15 protein-coding genes and 1 riboswitch are annotated in these 12,960 nt (G+C 54.5%); of the genes, 2 read left to right on the top strand and 13 right to left on the bottom strand.

Going from position 1 to position 12,960, the window contains the following annotated elements:
* Positions 1-47: 47 nt before the first annotated feature.
* From LH23_RS11765 to moaA, 6 genes are all read right to left on the bottom strand, one after another.
* Positions 48-758, bottom strand: coding sequence for a Bax inhibitor-1 family protein (locus tag LH23_RS11765; protein ID WP_008456273.1), 711 nt, complete (start codon positions 756-758; stop codon positions 48-50).
* Positions 759-848: 90 nt separating this feature from the next.
* Entirely contained in the window at positions 849-1,301 is a 453-nt protein-coding gene (gene moaE / locus LH23_RS11760) for a molybdopterin synthase catalytic subunit MoaE (RefSeq protein ID WP_008456271.1), read from the bottom strand.
* Positions 1,302-1,547, bottom strand: coding sequence for a molybdopterin synthase sulfur carrier subunit (moaD, locus tag LH23_RS11755; protein WP_008456269.1), 246 nt, complete (start codon positions 1,545-1,547; stop codon positions 1,302-1,304).
* Complete coding sequence (moaC, locus tag LH23_RS11750; RefSeq protein WP_039291294.1) at positions 1,540-2,025, bottom strand: cyclic pyranopterin monophosphate synthase MoaC; 486 nt, start codon at positions 2,023-2,025, stop codon at positions 1,540-1,542. The genes moaD and moaC overlap by 8 nt, the downstream gene beginning before the upstream one ends.
* A gap of 3 nt (positions 2,026-2,028) precedes the next feature.
* Positions 2,029-2,541: a molybdenum cofactor biosynthesis protein B gene (gene moaB, locus LH23_RS11745; protein ID WP_039291292.1), complete on the bottom strand. Its 513-nt coding sequence runs from the start codon at positions 2,539-2,541 to the stop codon at positions 2,029-2,031.
* 24 nt (positions 2,542-2,565) lie between these two features.
* Positions 2,566-3,588 carry a GTP 3',8-cyclase MoaA gene (moaA, locus tag LH23_RS11740; RefSeq protein ID WP_039291290.1) on the bottom strand — a complete coding sequence of 341 codons (1,023 nt, stop codon included), beginning with the start codon at positions 3,586-3,588 and terminating at the stop codon, positions 2,566-2,568.
* Positions 3,544-3,678: riboswitch (molybdenum cofactor riboswitch) on the bottom strand. Its footprint overlaps the gene before it by 45 nt.
* Before the next feature lie 208 nt (positions 3,679-3,886).
* Here moaA and yvcK point away from each other — a divergent pair.
* Positions 3,887-4,795, top strand: coding sequence for a uridine diphosphate-N-acetylglucosamine-binding protein YvcK (yvcK, locus tag LH23_RS11735; protein ID WP_039291289.1), 909 nt, complete (start codon positions 3,887-3,889; stop codon positions 4,793-4,795).
* A gap of 10 nt (positions 4,796-4,805) precedes the next feature.
* Here yvcK and uvrB read toward each other — a convergent pair whose 3' ends face one another.
* Positions 4,806-6,821 (bottom strand): excinuclease ABC subunit UvrB, encoded by a 2,016-nt coding sequence (gene uvrB / locus LH23_RS11730; protein WP_039291288.1) that lies wholly within the window; start codon positions 6,819-6,821, stop codon positions 4,806-4,808.
* Between the two features lie 789 nt (positions 6,822-7,610).
* Here uvrB and LH23_RS11725 point away from each other — a divergent pair.
* Positions 7,611-8,321 carry an ABC transporter ATP-binding protein gene (locus LH23_RS11725; protein ID WP_039291286.1) on the top strand — a complete coding sequence of 237 codons (711 nt, stop codon included), beginning with the start codon at positions 7,611-7,613 and terminating at the stop codon, positions 8,319-8,321.
* Between the two features lie 12 nt (positions 8,322-8,333).
* Here the strand turns inward: LH23_RS11725 and LH23_RS11720 are convergent, their stop codons facing one another.
* The 6 genes from LH23_RS11720 to bioB form a co-directional block, all read right to left on the bottom strand.
* Entirely contained in the window at positions 8,334-8,852 is a 519-nt protein-coding gene (locus LH23_RS11720; protein ID WP_039291284.1) for a helix-turn-helix transcriptional regulator, read from the bottom strand.
* 15 nt (positions 8,853-8,867) lie between these two features.
* Positions 8,868-9,128: a hypothetical protein gene (locus LH23_RS24265; protein ID WP_071842715.1), complete on the bottom strand. Its 261-nt coding sequence runs from the start codon at positions 9,126-9,128 to the stop codon at positions 8,868-8,870.
* A 176-nt stretch (positions 9,129-9,304) separates the two neighbouring features.
* Positions 9,305-9,988, bottom strand: a complete 684-nt coding sequence (gene bioD, locus LH23_RS11715; RefSeq protein WP_039291282.1) for a dethiobiotin synthase — start codon at positions 9,986-9,988, stop codon at positions 9,305-9,307.
* Positions 9,981-10,739 carry a malonyl-ACP O-methyltransferase BioC gene (gene bioC, locus LH23_RS11710; protein ID WP_039291280.1) on the bottom strand — a complete coding sequence of 253 codons (759 nt, stop codon included), beginning with the start codon at positions 10,737-10,739 and terminating at the stop codon, positions 9,981-9,983. The genes bioD and bioC overlap by 8 nt, the downstream gene beginning before the upstream one ends.
* Positions 10,723-11,874: an 8-amino-7-oxononanoate synthase gene (gene bioF, locus LH23_RS11705; protein ID WP_039291278.1), complete on the bottom strand. Its 1,152-nt coding sequence runs from the start codon at positions 11,872-11,874 to the stop codon at positions 10,723-10,725. Before bioF ends, bioC begins: the two co-directional genes overlap by 17 nt.
* Complete coding sequence (gene bioB, locus LH23_RS11700; RefSeq protein WP_039291276.1) at positions 11,871-12,911, bottom strand: biotin synthase BioB; 1,041 nt, start codon at positions 12,909-12,911, stop codon at positions 11,871-11,873. The genes bioF and bioB overlap by 4 nt, the downstream gene beginning before the upstream one ends.
* Between the last annotated feature and the right edge of the window lie 49 nt (positions 12,912-12,960).

The following is a 12,960-nucleotide window of genomic DNA, read 5'->3' as shown; positions in this document are numbered from 1 at the left end:
AAAACTGCGGGGAAACTCCCTCCCCCGAAGGAGAGGGAATGCGAAGATTAGCGGCGGTTGCCGAAGATACGCAGCAGCATCAGGAACAGGTTGATGAAGTCCAGATACAGCGTCAGGGCACCCAGAATTGAGTACTTACGCAGCATTTGCGCGTCGCGGGTATCAATTTGTTCGCCGATATTTTTCAGTTTCTGCGTGTCGTACGCGGTCAAGCCCACAAACACCACCACGCCGATGTAGGTGATGGCCCACATGAGCGCATCGCTTTTCAGCCAGAAGTTAACCAGCGAAGCCAGCACAATCCCGATCAGCGCCATAAACAGCATGTTGCCGAAGCCGCTCAGGTCACGTTTGGTGGTATAGCCATAGAGGCTCATGGCGCCAAACATCCCGCCCGCCACTACAAACGTGCTGGCGATAGACGAATAGGTATAAACCAGGAAAATGCTCGCCATGGTCAACCCAGTCAGCGCCGAGTAAAGCATAAACAGCGAGGTTGCCACGCCGGCGCTCAGCTTGTGCACCATGCCGGAGAGCACAAAGACCAGCCCCAGTTGAACGATGATCAGACCAAAGAAAGTGATTTTACTGGAGAAGACAAACTCCATCACCGCCGGGGTATTCGCCGCATACCACGCGATAAAGGCGGTTAAAAGCAGACCGCAGGTCATCCAGCCGTAAACTTGCGCCATAAAGGTCTGAAGGCCCGTATTGGCACGCTGCACGATAGTCTCATTGGGACGCGGGAATCGGTCCATGATGCTTCCTCTGTGTTGTGAATTAAGCTTCTGACGCGAGCTGTTTGGCTCACCCGCTTTAAGATTAACACATCCCGCAGACCGCGTAGCCTACCAGCGTTTAGCCGCCTGTTTATCGCTGTCCCGGGCTTCGACCCAGCGGTCGCCTTCGGCGGTCGCTTCACGTTTCCAGAACGGGGCGCGGGTTTTCAGGTAATCCATGATGAACTGGGCGGCTTCAAACGCCGAACTGCGGTGCGCGCCCGTCACGCCGACAAAGACAATTTCATCGCCTGGCCACAGTTCGCCGATGCGGTGGATCACCGTCACTCGCTGCAACGGCCAACGGCTTCTGGCCTCGGCGACAATCTCAGCCAGCGCTTTTTCGGTCATGCCCGGATAATGTTCAAGCGTCAGGGCACTCACGCTGTCACCAAGGTTATGATTGCGTACTTTGCCGGTGAAGGTCACGACTGCGCCGTCTTCATCGCACTGAGAAAGCCACTGATACTCTTCGCCGACGTTAAAATTCTCACGGCCAACAATGATACGGGTGCTGTCCATTTAACCTCCGGTCACCGGTGGGAAAAAGGCCACTTCATCACCCTTCGCCAGCGGATGATCAAAGCTCACCAGCGTTTGATTGACCGCGGCCAGCAGCTTGCCGGACTCCAGCGCCAGCGCCCAGCGACTGCCTCTGTCGGCCAATGCCGCACGCAGTTGCTCCACATCGCCGTAAGCTTCATCCAGCGCCAGGCTATCGCAGCCGACCAGTTCGCGTACCTGGGCAAAAAACAGAACATTAAGCATCGTTTTCCACCTTAAAATCGCCGGATTTTCCGCCGCTTTTTTCCAGCAAACGTACAGGGCCGATAACCATGTCTTTTTGCACGGCCTTGCACATATCATAAATGGTCAACGCGGCGACGGAGGCCGCAGTCAATGCTTCCATTTCTACGCCGGTTTTTCCCGTCAGGCGGCATACGGACTCGATGCGGACGCGGTTTTGCTCGGTCTGAGCCTCAAGCTGCACTTCTACTTTGCTCAATAAAAGCGGATGGCAAAGCGGGATCAATTCCCATGTACGTTTAGCGGCCTGGATCCCCGCGATACGCGCGGTGGCAAAAACGTCACCTTTGTGGTGACTGCCGTCGACAATCATCGCCAGCGTTGCCGGCTGCATGGTAACAAACGCCTCTGCGCGGGCCTCACGAACCGTCTCAGCCTTGGCGGACACGTCCACCATATGTGCTTCCCCGGCGGCGTTAATATGGGTCAAATGCGACATAACTTACTTCTTAATATGTGGGTGGAAATTGCACGGGCGCTGACGGGCATCCAGTTGAGGCTGAATGATATTTTCCCAGGCGGTGCGGCAGGCCTTCGTTGAGCCAGGCATGGCAAAAATCAGCGTTTTGTTCGCCATGCCCGCAACGGCACGTGACTGCAGCGTAGAGGTGCCAATCTCTTCAAACGAGAGCATGCGAAACAGCTCGCCAAAGCCTTCAACTTCCCGGTCAAACAGCGGGAGAAGCGCCTCCGGCGTCTGGTCTCCGTCGGTAAACCCGGTGCCGCCGTTGATCAGCACCACCTGAATCTGCTCATCGGCAATCCACTGCGAAACTGCGGCCCGGATGGCATAACGGTTTTCTTTGACGATGGCCTTGTCTACCACCTGATGTCCCGCTTCCGTGGCAACCTCACTCAGATAGTGACCAGAAGTGTCGTCATCTTCACCACGACGGCTGGACACCGTCAAAATAGCAATACGTGCCGGGATAAACTCTGCGCTTACCTGACTCATCGATATTCTCCTTGTGGGCAGCCTCTAGCCGCCGATATACGACAGATTTTGGGTGATGCCGGTATTACCGTCATGCAGGAAATGGGTTTGCTTTTTTTGTGCCAGCGCGGAAGAGATACGCCCTTCCAGCTCATTTTGCTGGGCGTCATCCGCTAACAGATCGCGCAGCGCAATCCCCTGTTCGCCAAACAGGCAAAGGTGAAGATTACCGATGGACGAAACCCTCAGCCGGTTGCAGCTGGCACAGAAATCTTTCTCATACGGCATGATGAGCCCGATTTCACCTTCATAGTCGGGATGGCAGAAGACCTGAGCGGGGCCGTCGCTGCGCTGACGCAATTGGTGAACCCAGCCACGCTCAAGCAACTGGTCACGAATGGTCTGGCCGGAAATATGGTGTTTGCGGAAAAGCGTGCCGCCGTCGCCGGTTTCCATCAGCTCAATAAAGCGGAGCTGGATGGGGCGCGGTTTAATCCAGGCCAGGAAGGTCTCGAGCTGATTGTGGTTTACGTCACGCATCAGCACGGTGTTCACTTTTACTCGCTCAAAACCCGCGCTGAAAGCCGCGTCAATGCCTTCCATCACCTGGCGAAATTTATCCTGGCCGGTAATGGCATGAAACTGACGAGCGTCCAGGCTGTCGACGCTCACGTTCAGGGCGGTCAGCCCCGCATCACGCCAGGCGTTAACATCCCGGGCCAGGCGATAGCCGTTGGTCGTCACCGCAAGCTGGCGAATAGACGCGTTTTCACGCACCGCGGCGATGATTTCGGTAAAGTCGCGGCGCAAAGAAGGTTCCCCGCCTGTCAGGCGCACCTTTTCGGTACCCAGAGCAGCGAAAGCTCGGGTAACGCGGCGGATTTCATCGACGTTGAGGAAGCTTTTATTGGCTACACCGTGCGGCTTATAGCCATCAGGCAGGCAATAGCTGCAGCGAAAGTTGCAGACGTCGGTAATTGATAAGCGCAAGTAATAGAACTTACGCGCAAAAGCATCGGTAAGCTGGGACACTGAATACACCTTTCCAAATACGGGAGATGCAGTCATTTCTTCCTGCACCCTGGCAACCTCAGGGGCTGCGGCCAGGGCACCTTATCTAGTGACTTAGGTACCAGGGCTTGAGTGTGTGTTACTGCGATAGTAGCGCGACATCTGGCTTCGCGCTATATCAGTTTTCGCTATATAAATCTATACATAACGAGATGATTGCTTAATTTCGCTACAGAGTACTTAAAAAGCTAACTTTTACTTTGATATGCATCATTATCCACAGAGCAAGAATCGTCTTTTTAGCGCTTTTACGCTACCTTAAGCGCCTGTATGCCTCTTAAGGATTATCTTTTCTATGCGTAATCGCACGCTTGCAGATCTTGATCGGGTTGTCGCGCTCGGCGGTGGACACGGCCTGGGTCGCGTCATGTCATCCCTTTCCACTCTTGGCTCACGTTTAACCGGCATCGTCACCACGACCGACAACGGCGGCTCAACCGGACGCATTCGACGCTCTGAAGGTGGAATTGCCTGGGGAGATATGCGCAACTGCCTGAACCAGCTGATCACCGAACCAAGCGTGGCATCGACAATGTTTGAGTACCGTTTTGGCGGTAACGGTGAACTTTCAGGCCATAACCTCGGAAACCTGATGTTAAAGGCCCTGGATCACCTCAGCGTGCGCCCTCTGGAGGCAATCAATTTAATTCGTAATCTGCTGAAGGTTGATGCGCAGCTGATTCCGATGTCGGAACATCCGGTTGATTTAATGGCTACCGACGACCAGGGCAACGCCGTGTATGGCGAAGTGAGTATCGACCAGCTGCTTAATCCACCGCAGGATCTGGCGGTCTACCCGAAAGTCCCGGCCACCCGAGAAGCCATAGAGAGCATCGCTGAGGCCGATTTAATTCTGATTGGCCCCGGCAGTTTTTACACCAGTCTGATGCCAATTCTGCTGCTTGAAGAGATGGATCAGGCGCTGCGCCGCACGCCAGCGCCAATGGTGTATATCGGTAATCTGGGCAAAGAGCTAAGCCCCGCTGCGGCCAGCCTTTCCCTGCGCCAAAAACTTGAGCTGATGGAGCAGCATATCGGAAAACGCGTTATTGATGCCGTGTTGGTGGGCCCGCATGTCGACGTCAGCGAGGTGGGCGACAGGTTGGTGATTCAACAGCCGCTGGAAGCGAGCGATATAAGGTATCGCCACGACCGCCAGCTGCTGCGAGCTGCCCTCGAGCAGGCCGTGCAGCAGCTCGGATAAACTTCGCTGCTTATGAGGCGGCGATAAACAGTTCGCGCAGCTTGTGAAGCTGGTCGCGAATATGCGCCGCCTCTTCAAACTCAAGATTCTGCGCGTGCTCCAGCATTTTGCTTTCAAGCTGGTGAATTTTCTGCTGCAGCGCTTTCGGCGTCAGCACAACTTCATCTTCTTCAATCACGCTGCGCGCTTTGGTTTTAACCCGTCCTTTGGTCTTCGCCATGCCTTCGCCAAGCTGCAGAACATCTACCACACGCTTGTTCAGGCCCTGCGGCGTAATGCCATTCTCTTCGTTGTAGCGCTGCTGCTTCTCACGGCGGCGTTCGGTTTCACCAATCGCTTTCGCCATCGACGGCGTAATTTTATCGCCATAGAGAATCGCCTTGCCGTTAACGTTACGCGCCGCACGGCCAATCGTCTGAATCAGCGAGCGCTCAGAACGCAGAAAACCTTCTTTGTCCGCGTCAAGAATGGCAACCAGCGACACTTCCGGCATATCAAGGCCTTCTCGCAGCAGGTTGATCCCCACCAGCACGTCAAACTCACCGAGACGCAAATCGCGGATAATCTCCATGCGCTCTACGGTATCGATATCTGAGTGCAGGTAGCGCACGCGTTCACCGTGCTCCTCTAAATATTCAGTCAGGTCTTCCGCCATCCGCTTGGTTAACGTCGTCACCAGTACACGCTCGTTGATTGCCACCCGCTTACGAATTTCAGAGAGCAAATCGTCTACCTGCGTGGCCACCGGACGCACTTCAATCACCGGATCGAGCAGCCCCGTAGGACGAACAACCTGGTCAACGATGTCATCGCCGGATTTCTCCAGCTCGTAGTTGCCCGGCGTCGCTGAAACATAAATGGTCTGCGGGGCCAACGCTTCAAACTCTTCAAATTTTAACGGGCGGTTATCCAGCGCTGACGGCAGGCGGAAACCGTATTCCACCAGCGTTTCTTTACGGGCACGGTCACCGCGATACATGCCGCCAATTTGCGGAATGGTGACGTGGGATTCATCCACCACCAGCAGGCCATCCGCCGGTAGATAGTCAAAAAGCGTCGGAGGCGGTTCGCCAGGCCCCCGCCCGGACAGGAAGCGAGAGTAGTTTTCAATGCCCGAGCAGTAACCCAGCTCGTTCATCATTTCGAGATCAAACTGGGTACGCTGGGCAATGCGCTGCTCTTCCAGCAGTTTATTATTTTCCAGCAGGAATTTTCGGCGCTCGGCCAGTTCAACTTTGATGTCTTCCATCGCCTGCACGATACGCTCGCGTGGCGTCACGTAGTGCGATTTAGGGTAGATGGTAAAACGCTGAATAGTTTGATCGATTTGCCCGGTCAATGGATCAAACAGCGATAGCCTTTCAACTTCTTCGTCAAACAGCTCCACGCGCAAAGCAAGATCGTCGGATTCAGCCGGGAAGATATCGACCACTTCTCCTCTTACGCGGAACGTTCCACGCTGGAAAGCCTGATCGTTACGCGTATATTGCAGCTCCGTGAGACGGCGGAGGATCGCCCGCTGATCGATGATCATTCCCTTCGTCAGGTGCAGCATCATCTTCAGGTAGAGGTCCGGATCGCCCAGACCGTAGATTGCCGACACGGATGCCACCACGATAACGTCCCGGCGCTCAAGCAACGCTTTGGTCGCCGACAGACGCATCTGCTCAATGTGCTCGTTCACCGATGCATCTTTTTCAATGAAGGTGTCCGAGCTCGGCACATAGGCTTCAGGCTGGTAGTAATCGTAGTAAGAGACAAAAAACTCAACCGCATTGTCCGGAAAGAACTCTTTCATTTCACCGTACAGCTGCGCCGCCAGCGTCTTGTTTGGCGCCAGCACCATCGTTGGGCGCTGAAGGTCAGCAATCACGTTTGCTACGGTGAAGGTTTTGCCCGACCCCGTCACGCCCAGCAGCGTCTGGTGTGCCAGTCCGTTTTCAAGCCCGTCTTTCAGGCGAAGGATAGCTTCAGGCTGGTCGCCAGAAGGTTTAAATGCGGAATTCAGTTTGAACGCTTTACTCATGAACGGGCTACCTGATGAAGAAACGAGCGGGCCGGAGAGTAATTTTACCCGGCAGCGGGATTTTTGCCAGTAGAAAACTGTATAAAACACCAGTTCTCATTTTTACTAAGCCTGCTAACGGCTGCTTTGTGCCACTTTGTTTGCCCATAATTTGCCCCTTCGCCAGATAAATCTCCAGCCGCTGCCGGTTATCCCCAAATTTTTTCACCTTTTAACATTTGTCAAGGGAGGTAAGGAAACCTCTGGCCGAATGTTTGACAGTTTTATTGCAGCAGTTGATTTTATTTAACAACTTGAATTCAAATGAATATTTCACAAAGACCGGTTTCGCGCCAATTTGGCCGCAGGCCGCGCCCGCTCTCGCTTTCGCCAAGTTTTCTAACTCTAATACACAAGGTTATCCACAGGAATGGTGGATAACTGCATCCAGCCCTTTTGCTTAGCCACTCGGAAAAATCCCTGATCTTTCTGTGCCAGAGGCGAAAAAAAAATTTCGCTAAATTTTTTGCTTTTATTCATTCGATTTCGCTATACCCGGCCATATTGAGCAAGATCCCGAAATTGAGATATATCCTGAGGTTAAAAGGCGTTTTCTTGCACCAAATTCGTTCTTTTTAGCACCTGTCAGGTGCAGCTAAGTTCAATCTTGCATACCGGCTTCACCCTTTCAGGGAGCCAATGCTCAGTTTTATCCTGAAGAGCACGATGCTTTCAGGCGTTATCACCAAGCTGGCAAGCTAATTGCAGCATATCCAGGGGGAAACGACTCCCCAACCAAGGAGATGAGCCATGCTTAGCTTACGCGCTGTTAATCAGTTCTACGGTGACCATCACATACTGTGGAACCTGGATCTCGAACTGACCCCGGGAGAATGCACCTGCGTGATTGGTGCTCCAGGCCAGGGAAAAACCACGCTCGTAAACTGCATTACTGGCTATTTGCCAGTACAAAGCGGCAGTATGTTGTGGCAACAGGCGGGACAACCACCTGAGGATCTGGTCAATAAACCCGTTGAGCGGCGAGCTGCGCTTGGAATCGGCTATGTTCCCCAGGACAGACGCATTTTCTCTCAGCTTAGCGTTGAGGAAAACCTTCAGATAGCGATGATGGCAGGCCATCAGGCCCCCCGGGCCATTCCTGCGCTGATTGATGACCTGTTTCCCGAGCTCTATAGCCTGCGGCAGGTAAAAAGCGGCGAACTTAGTGGAGATATGCAGCAACAGTTAGCGCTTGCCCGGGCACTGGTTTTAGAACCTAAGCTGCTGATACTGGATGAGCCAACTTTCGGTAGAGGCCAGAGATTCATCACGGAAATGGGCAATCTCATTCGGCGCTTAAACCACGATTTCGGCCTGACCATTTTGCTGGTCGAGCAGCGGCTGTCTTTTATTCGCCGGGTAGCAGACAAGTTTTGCCTGTTGCATAAAGGCCGGAATGTCGCACAAGGGAATGTCGCTCAGCTGGACGACAAGCTCGTTGCGGGCTGGCTAGAAACCTGAACGGAGTCTCTGCTATAAGTTTTTCAGCTTTGCCTGAAAGACTGGGTTGAGATCCGTCATCGCCCGATGCAGGTTGCACTGCCGTGTCACTTTTGCAATATCCAGCAAAGGGGAAGGTATGGACTTCACGCCAGCGCTGTTCATCCAGCACAACACCGCTTCGAGATTCCACAAAGCGGTCTTGCCATCGTGTACCGGGGCTGGAAATGCCTCCCGGGAAACCATGACCTTACGAATATATTGCCGGGACACGCCTAACAGTTCCGCGATGTCACTCAAGCCCACTAAATCAGGGGCAGCTTCAACCAATAACGCGCCAGGAATAATGCCTGAAACGTCCGTCAGCGCACTCAGCAAAGCGTCTTCTGCAGTGTCAGCCTCGCGGATGAAGTTCAAGGCGATGCGCCCCGTCACACCGATGCCAACAAGGGCATCATCACACCCTCCTGCGCCCAGCGCAGCAACCCACTTCTCCGGATCTTTTTTCCCTTCAGGTAAGGTAAAAACAAGCGTGAATGTGTATCCCGCCATGGTGCCTTCTCCTTGTTAATGCAGAACGCTGTGTGATGCCCTGTTAGCGCATCCATCCACAAGCCTGCGAATTTGTCTGGCATGGTTCTCAGCGTTGCGAGGCGTGCTCCAGACGCAGCTGATGCAAAACTCCCCGCATCGACATGTTTTATCGTTCCATGGGCAATAAATCTTTCCCCAGCAGTGCGAACCGCCCTCTTTTACCCGCCATCCCTGAAATTCGGCATAGCTTAAAGCTGCTTCAATTTCTTTTTGCGGGTGCCGTTTTCTGGCCATATCTCCTCCGGCTAAAAAAGCATCTCATAAAGGTTGTCTAATGACAACCAAAAGTAGGAGGTACTTTATAGAAGGTCCCGGCTGGAATGAATCTTTGTCTGTGGGGGAAATGCTAAAGCGGGAGCCACCCCGAGGCTTTGCTGCGGGTGTGGCTTTTGTTACCGTCACCTTGCGGCTTAGATCGTAATAACGGAGAGATCGAGGTAGTGACCAAGCGCGGTTTGATCGCTGAGATCCTCAAGCCATGGGATCTCTCCCAGCAGCGGGGCCGGCAGCCGCTGTTTGAGCGTGGCGAGATATTCCGCGTGCCTTTTTCCTGCGGGTTGAACACCGTTTGCAATCCAGCCAGCTAACGGTAAACCGGCGGCCAGTACCGCCTGCGCCGTGAGCATCGCATGATTAATGCAGCCAAGCTTCACGCCCACCACCAAAATGACAGGCAGTTGCTCACTGATGGCCCATTCGGCAAATGTCGTGGTGTCTGATAGCGGCGTGAACCAGCCTCCCGCGCCTTCAACCTGGATCCAGTCGGCTTTTCCGGTAAGATTTTCCAGGCCTGCAGACATTACGGAAAAGGTGATTGGACGCTGCTCCTCAGCACTAATGATGTGTGGAGAGGTTGGCTCAAGAAAAGCCAGCGGATTGATCTCCTCATAGGGCACGTTGACCGAACTGTTGCGCTGCAGCGCTAATGCGTCGCTGTTACGAATGCCTTCAGGCGTCATTTCACTGCCAGAAGCCACAGGCTTATAGCCCACGGAGCGATACCCGGCAGTATTCGCCGCCTGAAGCAGCGCGCAGCTGGCGACTGTTTTCCCGACTTCGGTGTCGGTACCGGTCACGAACCATTTTTTAATCACGTTCAATTACTCCAAAAATTATCTGCCAGCTAAGGGAGAACTGCCCATCTTGCCGGGGCCACGCTTCGCTCAGCCGCTGCAGTTGACCACGCGTCAGCAGAGTGTTTTTGCGACCATCGTGCAGGTGTGTTGCCCCAACGCCTTTTAGCGAACGCATGGCGCTCATGACGTCAGGAAAGCGCTGGCTTACGGTGCGGCTGGTTAATACGTAACGCCATGGCTGACACGCTTGTTCTATTTCGGCCACGGCTAAAAACTGGTTGGCGTGCGCCCGTTCGTCAATCCCGCGCCAGGCCTCGTGCAGTTCAGGCAGTGAACCTGCCGCAAGCGTAGTAAATGCTACGCAGCCACCCGGTTTTGTCACGCGGTAAAGCTCGGATAAGCCTTGCTGCAGATCGCTGCACCATTGGACGGCAAGGTTGCTCCACGCCAGATCGACCTGTTCATTCGCTAACGGAACAGACTCGATATCCCCCTCAAGAAAACGATGCGCCGACTGGGTTTTCTGGCACTGCTCCAGCATCGCTTTCGAGATGTCCAGCGCCAGCACTTCGCTTCCTCTTTCCCGCCAAATTCGGCTGTACCAGCCGGTGCCGCAGCCAGCATCCAGCACGCTTACGGCGCGGCGGTTTTCCAGCTCGGCCAGCAGATTATCACCACAGATACGCTGCAACTCGGCGAAACGCTCGTAGCTGCCTGCCGCCCGACTAAACGCTGCGGCGACGGCGGCTTTATCAACAAGCTGCGTCATAAAGTGCCTCCAGCAATGCGTCAATATCATCAGATGTATGGGCTGCCGTGAGGGTGATGCGCAGGCGGGCGCTGCCGGGGGGAACTGTAGGTGGCCGAATGGCGGTTAACCAGAAGCCCCGCTCTTTCAGGCGGGAGGCGAGATCCAGCGTGCGCTGATTCTCACCCACTATCAGCGGTTGTATAGCGCTGCCAGAATCCGCCAGATTCAGCGAGAGCCGGGCGGCTCCCTTACGAAAATGCTGAATATTTTCAGCCAGCCTTGCTCTGTAGTCGTCGCCCTGCTGAACCACCTTTAACGCGGCCTGAAGCGAGACGGCCTGCGCCGGCGGCATAGCGGTGCTGTATATCAAGTGGCGGGCAAACTGCAGCAGGTAAGTTGCAACGTCTTCGTCGCACAATACCGCCGCGCCGCTGCCGCCAAACGCTTTGCCAAAGGTGACGACAAGAATATCCGGTTTGATTTTTTGCAGATGACAGCTGCCACGCCCTTCTTCGCCGAGGACACCAATACCGTGCGCATCGTCGACCATCAACCAGCCGCCAGCCTGTCTTGTTACCTGCGCTATTTCAGCCAGCGGCGCGCTGTCCCCATCCATGCTGAAGATACCTTCAGTCAGGACAAGCTGTTCACCTTCATGTGGTTTACCCAGTTGCGTGGCAAGAGCCTGAACGTCGTTGTGATGAAATCGACGTAGCTGAGCCGGGCTTTGCATCGCCGCTTCCATCATTGAGGCATGGCAAAGTTTATCGGCGATAAGCGTGTCCGTTTTTTGCGCCAACGCGGAGATCACTGCCTGGTTCGCGCTGTAGCCGGAAATAAACAACAGCGCTCGCTCAAAGCCGAGCCAATCCGCCAGTTGTTCCTCAAACGCCTGATGTGCACGGCTATACCCCGTGACGTGGCCAGAGCCGCCGCTGCCAACGCCAAACCGCGTCGCGCCTTTTTGCCAGGCCTCCACAATCTGAGGGTGATGACTCAGCCCCAGATAATCGTTACTGGAAAAATTCAAATATTCCCGACCGTTGGCCGAGAAGATACGCCCGTTACCGAGCGTATTGGCCTGCCGGGTGCGAAGGCTGACGCTGGCCCGCCGTTCGCTTAAAGCCGCGGATATTCGCTGTGACCAGCTCATACCGCCGCCGCGTTGTAATAATTGTCGGTATCGGCGTTGAGAATCTGCCCGGCGAGCTGCTCCTGCTGTTCGTTGTCGCCCATTTCGGTGGTGGTTTGCTGCGGATTGAGCCCCAGCTTGCGGAACAGCTGCAGATCTTTGTCCTCTTCCGGGTTCGGCGTCGTCAGCAGTTTACAGCCGTAGAAAATGGAGTTTGCCCCGGCCATAAAGCACATCGCCTGCGTCTGCTCGCTCATCTGCTCACGACCTGCGGAAAGGCGCACGTAAGAGGTTGGCATCATGATGCGTGCCACCGCGATGGTACGAATAAAATCAAAAGCATCCACGTCTTCGTTATCTGCCAGCGGCGTGCCTTTAACTTTCACCAGCATATTGATAGGTACGCTTTCTGGTGGCGTTGGCAAATTCGCTAATTGCAGCAGCAACCCGGCGCGGTCGGTGACGGTTTCACCCAGGCCGACAATTCCACCGGAGCAAACTTTTATGCCCGCATCACGGACTTTATCCAGCGTGTCCAGACGTTCCTGATAGGTTCGGGTCGTGATGATGTTGCCGTAGAATTCCGGGGAGGTGTCCAGATTGTGGTTGTAATAGTCCAGCCCTGCGGAGGCCAGGCGCTGTGCCTGTTCATTAGTCAGCGTCCCCAGCGTCATACAGGTTTCCAGTCCCATAGCGCGAACGCCCTGCACCATTTGCTCAAGGTAAGGCATATCGCGTTCATGCGGGTTCTTCCAGGCAGCCCCCATACAAAAACGGGTCGATCCCGCGTTTTTAGCCTTGCGGGCGGAGTCCAGTACCTGCTCAACTTCCATCAGGCGTTCAGCCTCCAGGCCAGTTTTATAGCGGGCGCTTTGGGGGCAATACTTACAATCTTCCGGGCATGCGCCGGTTTTGATCGACAGCAAGGTACTGACCTGTACCTGACGGGGATCGAAATGCTGGCGATGTGTCTGCTGCGCTTCAAACAACAGATCCAACAAAGGTTTTTGAAATAAAGCAGTGACCTGCGACATTGTCCAGCGTGCGTGGTGAGCCATGGGGCCTCTCCAAAAGGGGTGTTATGAGAAATCGATTGACGTTATACTC

The sequence above is a fragment of the Cedecea neteri genome (assembly GCF_000758305.1).
In the GTDB taxonomy this organism is placed as follows: domain Bacteria; phylum Pseudomonadota; class Gammaproteobacteria; order Enterobacterales; family Enterobacteriaceae; genus Cedecea; species Cedecea neteri_C.
This window is presented reverse-complemented; position numbering and strand designations above follow the sequence as displayed.